Here is a 19223-nt window from a genome sequence, read left to right on the forward strand (position 1 = left end):
CCCCTCTCCTTACGGTAACAGGCTCTTGACGTCGATAGGCTTAGCTTCGTTCTCTGCTTCGCCCTTATCTTTGCCGTCGATTGCCATACCTGCCATCCGGTAGAAGTTATATTCCGGATATTTACCCGGACCGGAGATCAGCAGATCCTCTTTCTCGTAAACCAGATCCTGGCGCTTGTACTCACCCAGTTCGAAATCTGGCGTAAGCTGAATCGCGGTTGTCGGACAGGCTTCTTCGCACAGACCGCAGAAAATGCAGCGTGAGAAGTTGATGCGGAAAAACTCCGGATACCAGCGACCGTCTTTGGTCTCCGCTTTTTGCAGAGAAATACAGCCTACCGGACACGCTACCGCACACAGGTTACAGGCAACGCAGCGCTCCTCGCCGTCCGGGTCGCGCGTCAGAACGATACGACCACGAAAACGGGGCGGTAGATAGACCGGCTCTTCCGGGTACATCTGCGTTTCGCGTTTCGCGAACGCGTGCAGGCCGATCATCCAGATACTGCGTACCTGGGTGCCGAAACCTACTAACAATTCTTTTAAGGTCATGGTCTTTGTGTCCCTTATTGCGCCTGCCAGAGAATGACAGCCGCCGTTACCAGCAAGTTGATGAGCGTCAGCGGCAGGCAGATCTTCCAGCCGAAGGACATTACCTGGTCATAACGAGGACGCGGTAACGACGCACGAATCAAAATGAACATCATCATGAAGAACGCGGTTTTCAGCGCGAACCAGATGAATGGCGGTAATAACGGGCCATGCCAGCCACCGAAGAACAAGGTAACCATCAGCGCAGAAATGGTGACGATACCGATGTACTCCCCCACAAAGAACAGACCGAACTTCATCCCGGAGTATTCAATGTGATAACCATCGGCCAGTTCCTGCTCGGCTTCCGGCTGGTCAAACGGGTGACGGTGACACACCGCCACGCCTGCGATAGCGAAGGTGACAAAACCAAAGAACTGCGGAATAACGTTCCAGATATCGGCCTGATTGTTGACGATGTCGGTCATGTTAAATGAACCGGCCTGCGCCACCACGCCCATCAGGGAAAGTCCGAGGAACACTTCGTAGCTGAGCGTCTGCGCAGACGCACGCATTGCACCCAACAGCGAGTATTTGTTGTTGCTCGACCAACCGGCGAACAGCACCGCATACACCGCCAGACCCGCCATCATCAGGAAGAACAGGATCCCGATGTTCAGATCCGCAACCACCCAACCCGGACTCACCGGCACGATGGCAAACGCCAACAGCAGCGAAGTAAAGGCAATCATTGGCGCAAGCGTAAAGATGACGCGATCCGAGAATTTCGGGATCCAGTCTTCTTTAAAGAACATCTTAATCATGTCCGCGACCAACTGGAGCGAACCGCCCCAGCCTACACGGTTCGGTCCGTAACGGTTCTGGAACAGCCCCAGCAGACGACGTTCGCCAAAGCTCATGAATGCCCCGCAGGTGACCACCACCAGCAGGATCACCACCGCTTTGAGGATGGTCAGCAGGATCTCAATCAGATCCGGTGTAATCCAACTCATTGTTGTGCCTCCTGCAGATCCTCAAGACGTGCGCCCGCCAGAACAGGGGCAATGCCCGGCATGCCCATCGGCAAACCGACCTGCCCTGCCGTCAACCCTTCAGCGATTTCAACCGGTAGCGTGACCGTATTGCCATCGTAGCTAAAGGAGACGCGGGTACCGGCATTCACGCCCAACTTCGCGGCATCGGCCGGGTTGAGTTTGATGTACGGTTGCGGCATGCGGCTCTGGAAGACCGGCGCGCGCTGAGACAATTCGTCGCTACCAAACAGATGGTAGTACGGCGCGATACGCCACTGTCCGTCCTGCGCCTGGAAGCTCGCCGGAACGGTCGTGAAATAATCCAGACCGCCTTCTGACGCTTCGATCAGACGCACACCCGGATCGCCATGACGCAGCTTACCGCCCACTTCATCCTGGAACTTGTTCCACGCCTGCGGGGAGTTCCAGCCCGGAGCCCAGGCAAATGGAATCTGTGAACGCGGCGCGGACGGCTGGTTGTTCCCTTCCATCGAGAAGGCAAACATCGTGTCTTTGTCCTGCGGCTGACGCGGTTCATGAACGCTGATGTTCGCGCGCATGGCTGTACGACCGCTGTAACGGTGCGGCTCACGCGCCAGTTTCTGTCCACGAATGCGGAAGGTGGCATCCGGCGCAGCGTCTTTAATGCCGGCCAGTTCAGGTATCGCGGCAACTACAGCGTCGATAACGTGGTCAAGCTGCGTCCAGTCCACTTCGCGGCTCTGCACGGTGCTGTGCAGCGAATGCAGCCAGCGCCAGCTTTCCAGCATAATGGTGTTGGCGTCGTAGTACGCCGGATCGTAAACCTGGAAGAAACGCTGAGCGCGGCCTTCGTTGTTGATGACCGTACCGTCGCTTTCGGCAAAGCTTGCCGCAGAAAGCACCAGGTGGGCGTTGTCCATGATCGCGGTGCGCTGATGGTCAACCACCATTACCAGCGGCGCTTTTGCCAGCGCGGCATTCACGCGCGTTGCCGACGCGTGACGATGCAGATCGTTTTCCAGCACTACCACCGCGTCTGCACGACCGGTTTCCAGTTCAGTCAACGCATCATCAAGTGAACCGCCACCCATAATGCCCAGGCCCATACTGTTAACAGAACGGGCAATCATCGTGATGCCGACGTCAGCCCCGCGACCTTTCAGCGCTTTCGCCACGTTGGCAGCCGCCTGAATCACTTCAGTGCTACCGGCGTTGGTGCCAGAAATAATCAGCGGTTTTTTCGCCCCGGCCAGCGCCTGAACGATCACGTCGATTTTGTTTTGCAAATCGCTGCTGATGCCGTCAACGGCTGGTGCCGTGTTGTCCAGCGCGTGGGCGATAGCGAAACCTAAGCGCGCCTGATCTTCAACCGGCGCACGGTAGGTCCAGGCAGCGATATCATCCAGACGCGTGTTGTCCACGTTGGTCACGAACAGCGGATGCTTCGCACGTTGGCCGATGTTGAGGATCGCCGCAATCTGCCAGTCAGCCACTTTCTGGGCTGCCGCCATTTCGCGTGCTTTGCCTTTTACCGCCTGACGCACGGCCAGCGCAACGCGAGCACCGGTCTGAGTGATGTCTTCGCCCAGCACCAGCACCGCATCGTAAGATTCGATATCACGCAGCGCAGGGGTATGCACTCCGCCCTCACGCAGCACTTTCAGTGCCAGTTGCAGACGTTCCTGCTCGGAATGTGCAATCCCGGTGTAGAAGTTTTCCCAGTTCACGCAGCGCGAAGTTGCTCTCGACGCTGGCGCGCGGAGAACCGATGCCAATCACTTTCTTCGACTGACGCAGAATGTCTGCCGCGCCCTGCATCGCCTGCTCGGCGTTGAGGGTGATCAGGTCATCGCCACGACGCTGTACCGGCTGACGCGGACGGTCTTTCAGGTTCACGTAACCATAGCCAAAACGACCGCGGTCGCAGAGGAAGTAATGGTTAACGGTCCCATTGTAGCGGTTTTCGATACGACGCAGTTCGCCGTAGCGCTCGCCCGGGCTGGTGTTACAGCCGATGGAACACTGCTGGCAGATGCTCGGTGCAAACTGCATGTCCCATTTACGGTTATAACGCTCGGAGTGCGTTTTATCAGTGAAGACGCCGGTCGGGCAGATTTCCACCAGGTTGCCGGAGAACTCGCTTTCCAGCGTGCCATCTTCCGGGCGACCGAAGTAGACGTTATCGTGCGCGCCATACACGCCAAGATCGGTGCCGTCTGCATAATCTTTGTAGTAACGCACGCAGCGATAGCAGGCGATACAGCGGTTCATTTCGTGAGAGATGAACGGTCCGAGGTCCTGATTGCGGTGAGTACGCTTGGTGAAACGATAACGACGGAAACTGTGGCCGGTCATCACGGTCATATCCTGAAGATGACAGTTACCGCCCTCTTCACAGACCGGACAATCGTGCGGGTGGTTGGTCATTAACCACTCCACCACGCTTTCGCGGAACTGTTTCGCTTCTTCGTCGTCAATCGAAATAAACGTGCCTTCGGTGGCCGGTGTCATACAAGACATCACCAGGCGACCACGCGTGTCTTCCGCGTTTTGGTATTGCTTCACCGCACACTGGCGGCAAGCACCAACGCTTCCCAGCGCCGGATGCCAGCAAAAGTACGGAATATCAAGGCCGAGAGACAGACAAGCTTCCAGCAGGTTGTCCGCTCCGTTGACCTCATATTCTTTGCCGTCTACATGAATCGTAGCCATAGTCAGCATGCTTCCAGTTGGCTCAGTCAGAGACTGAGCGTTAATCGAATTTCTTTTCCGCTTTATCCTTCAAGCTACCTCGGCGTTGGCTTCCTTCGTTCACCCCAGTCACTTACATCAGTAAGCTCAGTGGATTCTCTCAGTCGCCGCCTTGACGTAGCTTGAATGCTTTCGCGTAAAACGTTTACCAGCGCTCTTTAAGCAGGTTCGGCTGAATACCACCAATCGCATGGGTATTACTGAACGACTGCTTGATGCCAGCTTCGAATTCTTCGCGGAAATATTTAATGGCGCTCTGTAGCGGCTCAACCGCACCCGGTGCGTGTGCACAGAAGGTTTTACCCGGACCGAGGAAACGACACAGTTGCTCAAGCGTCTCGATATCCCCCGGTTGACCTTCACCACGCTCCAGCGCACGCAGAATTTTTACGCTCCACGGCAGGCCGTCACGACATGGCGTACACCAACCGCATGATTCACGGGCGAAGAATTCTTCCAGGTTTCGCACCAGCCCCACCATGCCAATCTCGTGGTCAACCGCCATCGCCAGCGCCGTACCCAAACGGCTTCCGGCCTTACCAATGCTCTCAAATTCCATTGGCAAATCGAGGTGCGCTTCCGTCAGGAAATCGGTTCCCGCGCCGCCGGGCTGCCAGGCTTTGAACTTGAGCCCATCGCGCATACCGCCCGCGTAATCTTCGAGGATCTCACGCGCGGTGGTACCGAACGGCAGTTCCCACAGTCCCGGATTCTTCACGCGACCAGAGAAGCCCATCAGCTTGGTACCGGCATCTTTGCTCTTCGAAATGTTCTGATACCACTCCACGCCGTTATCAAGGATCGCCGGAACGTTACACAGCGTTTCCACGTTGTTGACGCAGGTCGGTTTACCCCATGCGCCAGAGGTCGCCGGGAACGGCGGCTTCGAGCGCGGGTTAGCGCGACGGCCTTCGAGGGAGTTGATAAGCGCAGTCTCTTCACCGCAGATGTAACGCCCTGCCCCGGTATGGACAAACAGTTCGAAGTCAAAACCGGTGCCCATAATGTTTTTGCCAAGCAGACCGGCTTCGGTCGCTTCCGCAATCGCACGGCGCAGATTCACGGCGGCTTCAATGTATTCACCGCGCAGGAAGATGTAACCCCGGTACGCTTTCAGCGCAAACGCGGAGATCAACATGCCTTCTACCAACAGGTGCGGCAGTTGTTCCATCAGCAAACGGTCTTTATAGGTGCCCGGCTCCATTTCATCGGCGTTACACAGCAGGTAACGGATGTTCATGGATTCGTCTTTTGGCATCAGGCTCCACTTAAGCCCCGTGGAAAAGCCCGCGCCGCCGCGCCCTTTCAGGCCAGCGTCTTTTACCTGGTTGACAATCTCGTCCGGCGACAGACCGGTCAGCGCCTTACGCGCACCTTCGTAGCCGTTCTTGCTACGGTATTCGTCCAGCCAGACGGGCTGTTTGTCATCACGCAGCCGCCAGGTCAGCGGATGCGTTTCGGGAGTACGGATAATGTCTTTCATTTATACCGCTCCAGCAGTTCAGGAATGCCTTCCGGGGTCAGGTGAGCGTGAGTATCCTCATCGATCATCATGTTCGGCCCTTTATCGCAGTTCCCCAGGCAGCAGGTCGGCAGCAGCGTAAAGCGACCGTCGAAGGTCGTCTGCCCCGGCTTGATGTTGAGCTTTTTCTCCAGCGCAGCCTGAATCCCCTGGTAACCGTTGATATGGCATACCACGCTATCGCAATAGCGGATCACATGGCGACCCACCGGCTGGCGGAAGATTTGGCTGTAGAACGTCGCAACACCTTCGACATCGCTGGCCGGGATCCCCAGCACATCGGCGATCGCGTGGATAGCACCGTCCGGCACCCAGCCGCGCTGCTTCTGAACGATCTTCAGCGCTTCAATGGACGCCGCACGCGGGTCTTCGTAGTGGTGCTTCTCGTGCTCAATGGCTTCACGCTCTGCCGCACTCAGCTCAAAAGCCTCGGTTTGTGGTTGTTGATTCTCGTGCATAATTAGCGGTCCACATCTGACATAACAAAATCGATACTACCCAGATGGACGATCAGGTCGGACACCAGGCTGCCACGTACTGCCACCGGGATCTGCTGCAGATGCGCATAGCTCGGGGTACGAATACGGGTACGATAACTCATGGTGCTGCCATCACTGGTCAGGTAGTAACTGTTGATACCCTTGGTCGCTTCCACCATCTGGAAGGACTCGTTCGCCGGCATGACCGGGCCCCACGACACTTGCAGGAAGTGGGTGATCAGGGTTTCGATATGTTGCAGCGTGCGCTCTTTCGGCGGCGGCGTCGTCAGCGGGTGATCCGCTTTGAACGGGCCTTCCGGCATGTTGTTGAGGCACTGCTCAAGGATGCGCAGACTCTGACGCAACTCTTCAACTTTCAGCATTACGCGGGTGTAGCAGTCGGAAACCCCGCCGCCAACCGGCACTTCAAAGTCAAAGTTTTCATAGCCAGAGTAAGGGCGCGCTTTACGCACGTCGAAATCAATACCGGTCGCACGCAGCGCCGCGCCGGTGCAACCCCAGTCCAGCGCTTCTTTCTTACCGTAAGCGGCAACGCCCTGCGAACGCCCTTTCAGAATGGTGTTTTGCAGTGCGGCTTTCTCGTAAGAAGCCAGACGCTTCGGCATCCAGTCGAGGAACTCACGCAGCAGTTTGTCCCAACCGCGCGGCAGGTCATGCGCCACGCCGCCGATACGGAACCAGGCCGGGTGCATACGGTAGCCGGTGACCGCTTCCACGATGTCGTAGATTTTCTGGCGATCGGTAAAGGCAAAGAAGACCGGCGTCATGGCGCCGACGTCCTGAATAAACGTCGAGATATACAGCAGGTGACTGTTAATGCGGAACAGTTCGGAGAGCATCACCCGGATAACGTTAACGCGTTCCGGTACGGTAATGCCCGCCAGTTTTTCCACTGCCAGCACGTACGGCATCTCGTTAACGCAGCCGCCGAGGTATTCGATACGGTCGGTATACGGAATATAGCTGTGCCAGGACTGACGTTCACCCATCTTTTCAGCACCACGGTGGTGGTAGCCGATGTCAGGCACGCAGTCGACAATTTCTTCGCCATCAAGCTGAAGCACAATACGGAATGCACCGTGAGAGGACGGGTGGTTCGGGCCGAGGTTGAGGAACATGAAGTCCTCGTTTTCGGTTCCGCGCTGCATACCCCAGTCTTCCGGTTTGAAAGTCAGCGCTTCCATTTCCAGATCCTGTTTCGCTTTAGTCAGCTCAAACGGATCGAATTCGGTGGCACGCGCCGGGTAGTCTTTACGTAGCGGGTGGCCCTGCCAGGTATGTGGCATCAGCAGGCGCGTCAGGTGCGGGTGACCTTCAATATCAATGCCAAACATTTCCCAGGTTTCACGCTCATACCAGTTGGCGTTCGGGAACAGTTTGGTGAAGGTCGGCACGCGCAGATCGTTTTCTGACAATGCCACCTTGAGCATGATATCGCGATTGCGCTCAATGGAAATCAGGTGGTAGAAAACGGAAAAATCCGCGGCGGGTAACCCTTCGCGGTGTGTGCGCAGACGTTCGTCCATGCCGTGTAAGTCAAACAGCATGACGTAAGGTTTCGGCAATCTCTTTAAGAAATCGCCCACTTCCAGTAATTGTTCACGCTTGACCCAAACAACGGGTACCCCGGTGCGAGTCGCCTGAACGGTAAAGGCATCCGGCCCAAAACGGTTGCGCAGTTCGCCGATGACCGGGTCATCAAGGTGATCCCGGGTCTGCCATGCGGCATCTTGCGCGGTTAAGTCGGTCATATTGTTCACCATTGCAAATGGTCCGTGGTGACTGTCGACAGAGCTTCGCTGAATTTATGTAGTGATGGGCGAAGAAAATGCTGCTGCCGACAGGCGCAAATTAAATCTCGTCTGGTGTACGCAGATTCGTTACTGCAATGCGTTCGCCGCGTTTACGCTCGCGCTCTGACTGCATGTTGGCGCGATAAACGCCCTGATCGCCAACCACCCAGGAGAGCGGACGACGTTCTTTGCCAATGGAATCCTGCAACAGCATTAACGCCTGCATGTACGCTTCCGGACGCGGCGGGCAACCCGGGATGTAAACATCCACAGGGATAAACTTATCAACGCCCTGCACTACCGAATAAATATCGTACATACCGCCGGAGTTGGCACACGCGCCCATGGAAATCACCCATTTCGGCTCCAGCATCTGGTCGTAGAGACGCTGGATGACCGGCGCCATTTTGGTAAAGCAGGTCCCCGCCACCACCATCAGGTCGGCCTGACGCGGTGAAGCACGCAGAACTTCCGCACCAAAGCGCGCCACGTCATGCACGGCGGTGAACGAGGTCACCATCTCAACGTAGCAGCAGGAAAGGCCGAAGTTATAAGGCCAGATTGAGTTTTTGCGACCCCAGTTAACCATGTCATGCAGTTTGCCCATGAACACGTTTTTGTTAACTTCCTGTTCCAGGGGGTCGGTTACGATCTCCTGCTTTTGCAGGGGGTAACGGTCGTTCTCACCGTTAGGATCTATGCGGGTGAGCGTATAATCCATCTTAATGCCTCGCGGTTAGCGTTGACGATTAGCGATACTGTTCGTTTCCGGGTTCATACGCTCGCGGCGTGAACGCGCGGGCGTCCAGTCCAGCGCGCCAATACGCACCAGATAAACCAGACCTGCCAGTAACACAAAAATAAAAATTGCAGCTTCCACAAAGCCAACCCAGCCGCTTTCACGGATAGAGGTCGACCATGCGAACAGATACAGCGCTTCAACGTCGAAGATAACGAAGAACATGGCTACCAGATAAAACTTGGCAGACAGGCGTAAGCGGGCGGTGCCGACCGAGTCGATACCTGATTCAAACGGGGTGTTTTTTGACCTCGCGCGTGCGCGACCGCCTAAAAACCAACCGCCGATAAGCATCAGGCAGCACAGGCCAATGGCAACAATAAGAAAGATAGCGAATGCCCAGTGATGAGCGATGACTTCAGTGGATGTTGACATACTCATTGCTTACTCATCAAAAGTAGCGCCAAATTCTCTGCTCTTTTCGGCAGATGAACGCCACATCGATTCATGGGGAGGAATAAAAAAAACCTTACAATCGCTGCAAAAAATGTTTTAGACAGCCAATTGATGGGGTTTTTTACTCCTTTCTATAACCTTTTGTCAACTTTGACAAAAGTTTCCTCACATTAATTTACATGATAACAACACCCTTAACATTTAATGCGCTTTAGCACCGTGTTGATCGGTTCACAGGCTAAAAAGGGATGTTGTTGAATCGTGTCCGTTGTGAAGTAAGTAGGAAAAATCGCGCCTATTTTGACAGGAATTGATCCAAAAGCCTTCCCCTAAAAAGGAGTATTTTCTTGATCTGTGACACGCTTTTGTTAATCCACCCCAAAAAACAGCAACAATTTCTCTCGTTTTTTAACATGAGAGCGTTGAGTTGCGAATTTTGCTTATTTTTTACGCGTTTTTTTATCGCAACGTCTACTCGCTGATTTATGAGGATTTTTACCTTTTCCCACCCGTCCGTTAAGGATATTAGTACAAAAAAAGAACCACTGGATGTTTTTTAATCACCAGTGGCTCTTTTTTACACTTACATTTTTTAATGACTTTTTTGTGATCCGTTACTCATAGTCTCCTTCGACCAGCACGGAATCATCTCCCCCTTCCGGGGTAATCGGACTGTACTGCCACGGATTCTGCCAGGTATCCATCGCCTGATAGATGACCTGCGCCAGATCGTTCTTCGACGCCGGGTCACGGCAGAGCAGGTATTCGGTGTCCGGCAACGGGGGTAATCCGTCAACTGCCCCCAGCACGCGCAGGTCCGGGCTCATCATTTCTACCGGGCGCGCCGTCACGCCGAGACCGGCCTTCACCGCCGCGCGTACCGCCGGCAGTGTCGACGCGACATAAGCCAGTCGCCAGGGGATATTCGCCGCATTCAGGGTGGCAAGGACCACATCACGGAACGGACTGGGATCGTCCAATAACACCAGCGGAACCGGTTCGCCCTTTTGCAGCACATACTCTGCGGCACAGTACCAGTGCGTCGGTGAGGTACGCAGCGTCAGGCTTTCAAACGATCCTGGACGATTGGTGGTGACGATCAGATCCACCTCTTGCGATTTCAGCATGTCGAGCATGAAGGCATTTCGCTTCACCCTGACATCCAGCGCAAGTTTCGGATAAACCGAACTAATGCGATTCAGAAGAAAAGGCAGTATCGTATCGGCGGATTCATCAGAAGCCCCGATAGTTAATACTCCCTGAAGATTGCTGAACATCAATGATGAGCAAGCCTCATCATTGAAACGTAAAATTTTTCTGGCGTAACCCAGAAGCTGAATGCCGTGTTCAGTCAACAGTTTGTTACGACCGTGACGAGCGAAGAGTTCTTTTCCCACGAGCTGCTCGAGGCGCTGCATCTGTTGGCTCACCGCAGACTGAGTACGACACACCGCTGCAGCCGCTGCTGCAAATGTGTTCAGATCGGCAACAGCAACAAATGTTCTCAGCAGATCGAGGTCGAGGTTAATTATCGGACGATTTGCATTTATCATAATTTTTCACTTACTGGCGGCTCATACTGAGCTTGTTAATGCTGTGCATACAAAATCAAGCAATTCCCTTTGTAATGCGCTTCCTTAGCAGAGTCACCCGCTGACAGCAGGTGAAAGTAAATAGGTATATCATGAGACTGGCGAAATGCTACTCCCTTTCTTACGTAATAATACCTTACGCGATCACTCAGGTTATTTCGTTAAGAACGGGCTGACCTATTAAAGTGTATGCAGATTTCTGCCATTGTCTGGATGTAAAAGTGTAAATGTAAAGAATGGAACTGAGCATACATCAACGAGAAATAAGCATACATGGCAGTAAGTTAGCCGCAAAACCCCATTCGGGATATTAACAAATCACGCGACCACATGTCATTTCCTCATGCGTATCTTAACCTAAAACCTTTTTATTTATAAGCCTTAATACGAATAATCTGATGCAAAGTTTTGTTATGTTTCTCAAACCAGGCTGCTATTATTCCCGACTTACGTAAAGCCTTTTTAATTATTAAATAATAATTAATGAGATCCAAGGTCATTCATAAATCCTGCTTAACATTAGATTTACACCATCAGGGTTCCCGTACATCCCGATAACACAGCCGACAGTTAATCTTTCAGTATTTACGAATTATTAAATGACGTAAGCGTTACCCCGAAATTTCACGAGCGCAGAACCTTTTCCCGGCAAGAGAATACGCCAACCATAAGCAAAAACTCTGAAATATCATGCTAAAAAACACAACAACAGCTATTTTTGACTCTGAAAAACCGCTGAAAACCAGTCGATAACAGCACAATAGCGCTTAACCATTCAGCAAAATCTTCTTCTGCAAAGCCTTCAAAACGCCCCGCCGTGGGAGTACATTGTTTCAAACTGACTTCCACGGCAGGAAGTGGTGATAACAGCATAAAGGTCAAGATTCATGTCCCCCATTGAGAAATCCAGCAAATTAGATAACGTCTGTTATGACATCCGCGGTCCTGTTCTGAAGGAAGCGAAACGCCTTGAAGAAGAAGGCAATAAAGTCCTGAAACTGAACATTGGTAACCCCGCCCCCTTTGGCTTTGATGCCCCCGATGAGATTCTGGTGGACGTCATTCGTAATTTGCCTACCGCGCAGGGTTATTCCGATTCGAAAGGCCTCTATTCCGCACGTAAAGCCATCATGCAGCATTATCAGGCTCGTGGTATGCGTGACGTCACCGTCGAAGATATCTATATCGGCAATGGCGTTTCGGAACTGATTGTGCAGGCAATGCAGGCATTGCTGAACAGTGGGGACGAAATGCTGGTGCCCGCGCCGGATTACCCGCTGTGGACGGCGGCCGTCGCGCTCTCCGGTGGGAATGCAGTGCATTATCTGTGTGATGAGTCGTCCGACTGGTTCCCGGACCTTGACGACATCCGCGCAAAAATCACGCCGCGTACCCGTGGGATCGTCATTATTAACCCAAACAACCCGACCGGTGCGGTCTATTCCAAAGAACTGTTGATGGAGATAGTCGAGATCGCGCGGCAGAATAACCTCATCATCTTTGCCGATGAGATCTACGATAAAATCCTGTATGACGACGCCGAGCACCATTCCATTGCCGCGATGGCGCCAGACCTGCTGACCATCACGTTTAACGGCCTGTCCAAAACCTATCGCGTGGCCGGATTCCGTCAGGGCTGGATGGTTCTCAACGGTCCGAAGAAGCATGCGAAAGGTTATATCGAAGGGCTGGAGATGCTGGCATCGATGCGTCTTTGTGCCAACGTGCCGGCGCAGCACGCGATTCAGACGGCGCTGGGCGGTTACCAAAGCATCAGTGAATTTATCATGCCCGGTGGACGTCTGTATGAGCAGCGCAACCGCGCCTGGGAATTGATCAACGATATTCCGGGCGTCTCCTGCGTGAAGCCGCGCGGTGCGCTGTATATGTTCCCGAAAATTGACGCCAAACGTTTCAATATTCACGACGACCAGAAAATGGTGCTCGATTTCCTGTTACAGGAAAAAGTCCTGCTGGTTCAGGGCACGGCGTTTAACTGGCCGTGGCCAGACCATGTGCGTATCGTCACCCTGCCCCGCATTGACGATATCGAAATGTCGCTGAGCAAATTTAGTCGTTTCCTGTCGGGATATCGGCAGTTGTAATCTGAAAATCAACCGCCAGAATACTCTACATAATTCGCGTTGCAGGACAAAAACACCATAGGTGTTTTTGAACAGCGTAAGCGCTGGCCCCGAAGGGGCGAGACCATTGGTCGAGTAACGCGGCGACGCAATGAATCCCCAGGAGCTTACACGAGTAAGTGACTGGGGTGAATGACAAATCTGTCAGGAACAGATTTGAACGTCGCGGAGCGACGGCCCGGAAGGGCGAGTCTCATGGATGAGACGAGTAACTCGAAAGCCAACGCACATGCAACGTGAAGTATGACGAGTATTTGCATCCGGCGGCCTTCTCTGCGCACAATGACCTCCAGGTTGTTATCATGAAAAGGTCACTATGAAGCAGAGTCATTTTTTTGCCCATCTCTCCCGCCTCAAACTCATTAACCGCTGGCCTTTAATGCGCAATGTGCGCACAGAAAACGTCTCTGAGCATAGCCTCCAGGTCGCGATGGTGGCCCATGCGCTGGCGGCAATCAAAAACCGGAAATTTGCCGGTCAGGTTAATGCCGAGCGCATTGCGTTACTGGCGATGTATCACGACGCTTCAGAAGTGCTGACCGGCGATCTGCCCACACCGGTGAAATATTTCAATTCGCAAATCGCCCAGGAATATAAGGCTATTGAGAAAATCGCTCAGCAGAAACTGGTCGATATGGTGCCCGATGAATTGCGGGATATTTTTGCGCCGCTGATTGATGAGCATGCATATAGCGAAGAAGAAAAATCAATTGTGAAACAGGCCGACGCGCTGTGTGCGTATCTGAAGTGTCTGGAAGAGTTGTCGGCGGGAAATAATGAATTCCTGCTGGCGAAGACGCGGCTGGAAAAAACGCTGGAATCACGCCGGAGCCCGGAGATGGACTATTTCATGGAGGTCTTTGTCCCCAGCTTCCACCTTTCTCTTGATGAAATTAGCCAGGATTCTCCGCTGTAATCGTTTGCCGGATGCGCGTTTGCACCATCCGGCAATGCGGCACAATATTAAAACGGGAACAACATTGGGATCATCACCACGCATACCGCCATCACGATGAGGGTGAACGGAACGCCCAGCTTCAAAAAATCGCTAAAGCTGTAATTCCCCGGCCCTAACACCAGCGTGTTGACCGGTGATGAAACCGGCGTCATAAAGGCCGCTGACGCCGCCATCGCAATCACCATCGCAAATGGATAAGGGGAAACGCCCATCGATTTCGCCGCCGCCAGGGCAATCGGCGCCATTAATACCGCCGTTGCGGTATTTGAGATAAACAGGCCAATGGTCGCACACAGCACAAACAAACAACCCAACATCATGTACGGCCCATAGCCGCCGCCGACGTCCATCAACCCTTTCACCGCCAGATCCACACCGCCGGTCTTTTGCAACGCCAGCGCAAAAGGCATCATGCCGACGATCAAAATGATACTTGGCCAGTGAATCGCTTTGTACGCGCTTTCGGCGTCAATGCAGCGGAATTTCCCCATCAGCAGACAGGCAACAATTGCCGCAACGGTATTAGGAATTTCGTCGGTCAGCATCAGCGCGACCATCAGAACCAGACAGAAAATAGCGTGCGGGGCCTGGCTGTGCGCAGGTGAAGCCTCGCTCACCTCTTCCGGCAGGTTAAGCGCAACAAAATCTCGCCCCTGCTTCGCCAGCATACCGATCAGCTTCCAGTTACCGACGACCAGGATGATATCGCCCATCAGCAGCGGCTCATCGGCAAGCGAGCCCTCGATCGCCACGCCGTCGCGTTTCAGACCAACCACGTTCAGCCCGTAACGGGTACGAAAACCAATTTCCCGCACCGACTTGCCAATCAGCTCCGATTCCGGGATCAGCGAAATTTCCGCCATTCCCACATCCAGCGCCTGATCGGAGAAATATTCCCCGCGCAGCACCATCGGCTCCAGCAATTGCTCGCTACAGAATTCACGGAGATCGACATCGGCGGCAGACATATCAATCAACAATACGTCGCGGGCGCGAAACTCCGAAACCCCGTTCACATTCACAATCACCCGCCGAAAACGCCGCCAGCGTTCAACACCGATCACGTTGGCGCCATAGCGCTCGCGCAGTTTGAGATCGTCGAGGCGCTGACCGATCATCGGCGACCCCGGACGAATCGCCAGTCGACGCGCACGCCCGGTCAGGCGATATTCTTTGATCAAATCGCGGAAGGTACGACGCTTCCAGCCATCCCGTTGCTGTTGCGGATTGTCGCCTTTGAGCATAAAACGCATCAGCAGCATATAGATAATGCCCAGCACCAGCACGACCAGACCGATAGGTGTAACGCTGAAGAAACTGAAACCAGCATGGCCTTCACGCAGCAATTCACTGTTAACCACCAGGTTTGGCGAGGTGGCCACCAGCGTCATCATGCCGCTGATAAGCCCTGCGAAACTCAGTGGCATCATCAGGCGCGATGGCGAGGTTTGCATACGCATCGAGACGCTGAGTACCACGGGGATAAAGATAGCGACAACACCAGTTGAACTCATAAACGCGCCCAGTCCGGCAACGGTCAGCATCAGCAGGACCAGCATCTTAACTTCGCTACTGCCCGCCATTTTCACCAGCCAGGTGCCCATGACGGTCGCCACACCGGTACGCACCAGTCCGTCGCCGATGATAAACAGCGCGGCAATCAACACCACGTTAGGGTCGCTGAAGCCAGAAAAGGCTTCGGTAAGACTCAATGTTCCACTCAGAACAAAGGCTACGATGACCAACAGAGCTACCGCGTCCATACGCACTCTGCCCGTCGCAAACAAAATAACGGCAATCGCCAACAGCGAGAGAACCCAGATCAATTCACCGTTCACAACCTATCCTTGTCAGATGAGAAGATGGAGTGATTCTGCCATAAAAAAGCCCCGACAAATCGGGGCTAAATCATGATCAGGTATTTCTTAATACGACCACATCACCGTTCGGTTGTTTGGTCACCGAAAGCTGCTCCAGACTGGTCAGCGCGAAATCGACCTCATCCAGACGCGGCGTGTCCGCCGGGGCATTTACCGCGATAACATGGCAACCTGCAGCCAATCCCGAGAGCACACCTGCAGGAGCATCTTCCACCACCACGCATTCGTGCGGCGCTAACCCCAGCAACTGCGCCCCCAACAGGTAGGCATCCGGTTCAGGCTTACCGCGTTTGACCCGCTCAGCGGTAACGAAAACCTCCGGTGCCGGCAGATTGGCCACCTGATGACGCGCACGAGCAACCGGCATTGACCCGGAGGTCACAATCGCCCACGGAATCCCGGCCTTGTTCAGATGGTTGAGCAGTGCAACCGCACCGGGCAGCGCAGTGATGCCCGCCGTTTCTGTCGCTTCAATTCGCTCCAGACGCGTAAATTCAGCGGCGATCTCCGCCTCAGGTTTGCCCGCCATAAAGTGACGCAAAGAGGTGATCGCCTGCTTGCCATGAACAAAACTCAATACGTCGTCATGCGTCAACCCAAAACGATCGGCCCAGTTACACCATGCGCGTTCCACTGCGGGTAAAGAGTCAACCAGAGTTCCATCCAGGTCAAACAGAAAGCCTTTGCACTGCACGTTCACCTCCTCAGGCATTGATGATTTGGTTGATTTCGTTGGCGCTCAAATGGTACTGACGCGGGCAGGCATGCCATGCGCTTAACATCCGCTGATATTTTTCCCACATAGGGGTCTGGGCGTTGAAACCGTGTGTGCCGGCATCAAAATGGGTGTAACGGCCTTCCACATTCACCATAAAGCGAACGTAGCCGAGGTAGCGCGCTTCCGTTGCGGCATCAAAACCCAGGAAAGTCACCCGACGCTCATCAATACTTTGCGCATCTTTCAGATTGGCCCATGAGACGTGCAGGGCATGATACATCTCCATGATGTCGATAACCGTACGACAGGTTTCCTCTTTCAGCTCGCCAAATTCCCGATCCAGTTCGCGCATTTGCAGACCGTAACCGCGTTCAATAATCGTCTGCAGACGACGATAGCGCTCGGCGTTAGTCGGATCGAGCATAGTCATCATTTTGTATTGATTAGACAAAATAAGACGTTGAGCGTTGGTCATTTCCATTTGGGACTCCTGTATCACTCTACTACGGTGAAAAAAGTGAAAAAAAAGAAGGCATCAATATGCCTTCTTTTATATGCGTAATCCGGGGTCAATTACAAATCATCAAGGAAAGTTTTATCGAGTTGTTTGAAGGCACGCTTAAGCGTGTCAGCTAACGCCTGGTAATCCGGCTTTCCTTCAACCGGGGAGAGCGCTTGCCCTGCTTCCTGTAATTTGCCTCTGACTTCATAAAACCAGTTCAGAATAGAGGGCGGCAGTGGCGTGACGGAACGTTTTCCTAACCACCACAGCCCCTGCATCGGCAGGCTGAGCGCGAACAACGCGGTGGCGACGGCAGGCCCTAACTGGCCGCCCAGTGCTATCTGCCAGCACAGGGTAAAGATGGCGATCGGCGGCATAAAGCGGATCGCGTAACGCGTCATCCGTATCACGCGATTCTCAACAAAGACGGGTGCAAGGCGCTTTTCCATTGGCCACGTCTTTGAGTAATGTTGCCCCCGACGAAAAAGGCTAAAAAAATTTACGGAGCGATGATCCGGCGTCGACATGGCTTACCTCAACTTCACATATAAAAATTCAAATATTTGTGCAAAACAACAACTATGCGGGACAACGTTCAAAACATTTTGTCATTGATACCCACTATCGGGTATCCTGTAGCGGCCTGTAAATGGCCTGTAGTCCAAAATCATTGAGTCGTCAAATTTACATATAGTATGCCATTGGCTGAAAAATACGCAAAATGGCATAGACTCAAAGGTATTTCTTCCATCATGCCAAAAAAGACAACTGGCATGATGTTAATCATAAATGTCAGCGTCACACTGCGCTACGCTCTATGGCTCCCTGACGTTTTTTTAGCCACGTATCAATAATAGGTACTTCCATGTCGAGTAAGTTAGTACTGGTTCTGAACTGCGGTAGCTCCTCACTGAAATTTGCAATCATCGATGCAGTTAACGGTGAAGAGTACCTTTCTGGTTTAGCCGAATGTTTCCATCTCCCAGAAGCACGTATCAAATGGAAAATGGACGGCGGTAAACAAGAAGCGGCTTTAGGTGCAGGCGCCGCTCACAGTGAAGCGCTGAACTTTATCGTTAATACTATTCTGGCACAAAAACCAGAACTGTCTGCGCAGTTGACTGCAATCGGTCACCGTATCGTACACGGCGGCGAGAAGTATACCAGCTCCGTGGTTATCGATGACTCTGTTATTCAGGGCATCAAAGATTCTGCCTCTTTCGCACCGCTGCACAACCCGGCTCACCTGATCGGGATCGCAGAAGCGCTGAAATCCTTCCCGCAGTTAAAAGACAAAAACGTAGCTGTGTTTGACACCGCGTTCCATCAGACTATGCCGGAAGAGTCTTACCTCTATGCCCTGCCGTACAGCCTGTACAAAGAACACGGCGTTCGTCGTTATGGCGCGCACGGTACCAGCCACTTCTTCGTCACTCAGGAAGCGGCAAAAATGCTGAACAAACCGGTAGACGAACTGAACATCATCACTTGCCACTTGGGCAACGGTGGTTCTGTTTCGGCTATCCGCAACGGTAAATGTGTTGATACCTCTATGGGTCTGACCCCGCTGGAAGGTCTGGTAATGGGTACCCGTTCTGGTGATATCGACCCGGCAATCATTTTCCACCTGCACGACACGCTGGGCATGAGCGTTGATCAGATCAACAAAATGCTGACCAAAGAGTCTGGCCTGCTGGGTCTGACCGAAGTCACCAGCGACTGCCGTTACGTTGAAGACAACTACACCACCAAAGAAGACGCGAAACGTGCAATGGACGTTTACTGCCACCGTCTGGCGAAGTACATCGGTTCCTACACGGCGCTGATGGACGGTCGTCTGGACGCGGTTGTCTTCACCGGCGGTATTGGTGAGAACGCGGCCATGGTTCGCGAGCTGTCTCTGGGTAAACTGGGCGTGCTGGGCTTTGAAGTTGATCATGAACGTAACCTGGCTGCGCGTTTCGGCAAGTCTGGTTTCATCAACAAGGAAGGTACCCGTCCTGCGGTGGTGATCCCAACCAACGAAGAACTGGTTATCGCGCAAGACGCGTGCCGTCTGACTGCCTGATTTCACACCGCCAGCTAAGCTGGCGGTGCTGTTTTGTAACCCGCCCAACGGGC

General features: G+C 53.4%; 15 protein-coding genes and 1 pseudogene. 3 read left to right on the plus strand and 13 right to left on the minus strand.

The annotated features are described in order from the left end of the window. Positions 1–9: 9 nt before the first annotated feature. The 9 genes and pseudogenes from nuoI to lrhA form a co-directional block, all read right to left on the minus strand. Complete coding sequence (gene nuoI, locus QQZ17_RS23380; protein WP_005129470.1) at positions 10–552, minus strand: NADH-quinone oxidoreductase subunit NuoI; 543 nt, start codon at positions 550–552, stop codon at positions 10–12. A gap of 14 nt (positions 553–566) precedes the next feature. Then, the gene (nuoH, locus tag QQZ17_RS23385; protein ID WP_152403373.1) at positions 567–1544 is read right to left on the minus strand and encodes an NADH-quinone oxidoreductase subunit NuoH; all 978 of its coding nucleotides are present in this window, start codon (positions 1542–1544) and stop codon (positions 567–569) included. Beyond that, a pseudogene (nuoG, locus tag QQZ17_RS23390) lies at positions 1541–4259 on the minus strand (NADH-quinone oxidoreductase subunit NuoG). Before nuoG ends, nuoH begins: the two are co-directional and overlap by 4 nt. Positions 4260–4443: 184 nt before the next feature. Next, positions 4444–5781, minus strand: coding sequence for an NADH-quinone oxidoreductase subunit NuoF (gene nuoF, locus QQZ17_RS23395; RefSeq protein ID WP_152403369.1), 1338 nt, complete (start codon positions 5779–5781; stop codon positions 4444–4446). Next, a complete protein-coding gene (gene nuoE, locus QQZ17_RS23400; RefSeq protein WP_042317807.1) occupies positions 5778–6278 on the minus strand; it encodes an NADH-quinone oxidoreductase subunit NuoE in 501 nt (166 codons plus the stop codon). Before nuoE ends, nuoF begins: the two co-directional genes overlap by 4 nt. Positions 6279–6280: 2 nt before the next feature. Beyond that, positions 6281–8083 (minus strand): NADH-quinone oxidoreductase subunit C/D, encoded by a 1803-nt coding sequence (gene nuoC, locus QQZ17_RS23405; protein WP_152403367.1) that lies wholly within the window; start codon positions 8081–8083, stop codon positions 6281–6283. A gap of 88 nt (positions 8084–8171) precedes the next feature. Then, on the minus strand, positions 8172–8834 hold the full coding sequence (nuoB, locus tag QQZ17_RS23410; protein WP_003028075.1) for an NADH-quinone oxidoreductase subunit NuoB: 663 nt from the start codon (positions 8832–8834) through the stop codon (positions 8172–8174). A gap of 15 nt (positions 8835–8849) precedes the next feature. Further along, positions 8850–9293, minus strand: a complete 444-nt coding sequence (gene nuoA / locus QQZ17_RS23415) for an NADH-quinone oxidoreductase subunit NuoA (RefSeq protein WP_042317806.1) — start codon at positions 9291–9293, stop codon at positions 8850–8852. A gap of 629 nt (positions 9294–9922) precedes the next feature. Further along, positions 9923–10861, minus strand: coding sequence for a transcriptional regulator LrhA (gene lrhA, locus QQZ17_RS23420; RefSeq protein ID WP_042317805.1), 939 nt, complete (start codon positions 10859–10861; stop codon positions 9923–9925). A 926-nt stretch (positions 10862–11787) separates the two neighbouring features. Between lrhA and alaA the strand changes: the two genes are divergently transcribed. Then, entirely contained in the window at positions 11788–13005 is a 1218-nt protein-coding gene (alaA, locus tag QQZ17_RS23425) for an alanine transaminase AlaA (protein ID WP_152403365.1), read from the plus strand. Positions 13006–13360: 355 nt separating this feature from the next. Continuing rightward, the gene (gene yfbR / locus QQZ17_RS23430) at positions 13361–13960 is read left to right on the plus strand and encodes a 5'-deoxynucleotidase (RefSeq protein ID WP_042317802.1); all 600 of its coding nucleotides are present in this window, start codon (positions 13361–13363) and stop codon (positions 13958–13960) included. A gap of 47 nt (positions 13961–14007) precedes the next feature. On the opposite strand, the gene QQZ17_RS23435 is transcribed toward yfbR, so the two are convergent. The 4 genes from QQZ17_RS23435 to yfbV all read right to left on the minus strand — a co-directional run bounded on the left by QQZ17_RS23435 (position 14008) and on the right by yfbV (position 17629). Continuing rightward, positions 14008–15840 (minus strand): SLC13 family permease, encoded by a 1833-nt coding sequence (locus QQZ17_RS23435; protein WP_284554188.1) that lies wholly within the window; start codon positions 15838–15840, stop codon positions 14008–14010. A gap of 76 nt (positions 15841–15916) precedes the next feature. After that, complete coding sequence (locus QQZ17_RS23440) at positions 15917–16594, minus strand: sugar phosphatase (RefSeq protein ID WP_152403361.1); 678 nt, start codon at positions 16592–16594, stop codon at positions 15917–15919. After that, a complete protein-coding gene (locus QQZ17_RS23445; protein ID WP_042290698.1) occupies positions 16587–17081 on the minus strand; it encodes a YfbU family protein in 495 nt (164 codons plus the stop codon). Before QQZ17_RS23445 ends, QQZ17_RS23440 begins: the two co-directional genes overlap by 8 nt. 92 nt (positions 17082–17173) lie before the next feature. After that, entirely contained in the window at positions 17174–17629 is a 456-nt protein-coding gene (gene yfbV, locus QQZ17_RS23450; protein ID WP_042317796.1) for a terminus macrodomain insulation protein YfbV, read from the minus strand. 338 nt (positions 17630–17967) lie between these two features. Between yfbV and ackA the strand changes: the two genes are divergently transcribed. Continuing rightward, the gene (ackA, locus tag QQZ17_RS23455; RefSeq protein ID WP_152403359.1) at positions 17968–19170 is read left to right on the plus strand and encodes an acetate kinase; all 1203 of its coding nucleotides are present in this window, start codon (positions 17968–17970) and stop codon (positions 19168–19170) included. Positions 19171–19223 lie beyond the last annotated feature (53 nt).

Origin of the sequence: Citrobacter sp. T1.2D-1 (assembly GCF_950098555.1) — a bacterium.
GTDB lineage: Bacteria > Pseudomonadota > Gammaproteobacteria > Enterobacterales > Enterobacteriaceae > Citrobacter_A > Citrobacter_A telavivensis.

Coding starts and splice junctions, on each gene's coding strand:
- nuoI (WP_005129470.1), bottom strand. CDS start 552: ATGACCTTAAAAGAATTGTTAGTAGGTTTCGGCACCCAGGTACGCAGT.
- nuoH (WP_152403373.1), bottom strand. CDS start 1,544: ATGAGTTGGATTACACCGGATCTGATTGAGATCCTGCTGACCATCCTC.
- nuoF (WP_152403369.1), bottom strand. CDS start 5,781: ATGAAAGACATTATCCGTACTCCCGAAACGCATCCGCTGACCTGGCGG.
- nuoE (WP_042317807.1), bottom strand. CDS start 6,278: ATGCACGAGAATCAACAACCACAAACCGAGGCTTTTGAGCTGAGTGCG.
- nuoC (WP_152403367.1), bottom strand. CDS start 8,083: ATGGTGAACAATATGACCGACTTAACCGCGCAAGATGCCGCATGGCAG.
- nuoB (WP_003028075.1), bottom strand. CDS start 8,834: ATGGATTATACGCTCACCCGCATAGATCCTAACGGTGAGAACGACCGT.
- nuoA (WP_042317806.1), bottom strand. CDS start 9,293: ATGAGTATGTCAACATCCACTGAAGTCATCGCTCATCACTGGGCATTC.
- lrhA (WP_042317805.1), bottom strand. CDS start 10,861: ATGATAAATGCAAATCGTCCGATAATTAACCTCGACCTCGATCTGCTG.
- alaA (WP_152403365.1), top strand. CDS start 11,788: ATGTCCCCCATTGAGAAATCCAGCAAATTAGATAACGTCTGTTATGAC.
- yfbR (WP_042317802.1), top strand. CDS start 13,361: ATGAAGCAGAGTCATTTTTTTGCCCATCTCTCCCGCCTCAAACTCATT.
- QQZ17_RS23440 (WP_152403361.1), bottom strand. CDS start 16,594: ATGCCTGAGGAGGTGAACGTGCAGTGCAAAGGCTTTCTGTTTGACCTG.
- QQZ17_RS23445 (WP_042290698.1), bottom strand. CDS start 17,081: ATGGAAATGACCAACGCTCAACGTCTTATTTTGTCTAATCAATACAAA.
- yfbV (WP_042317796.1), bottom strand. CDS start 17,629: ATGTCGACGCCGGATCATCGCTCCGTAAATTTTTTTAGCCTTTTTCGT.
- ackA (WP_152403359.1), top strand. CDS start 17,968: ATGTCGAGTAAGTTAGTACTGGTTCTGAACTGCGGTAGCTCCTCACTG.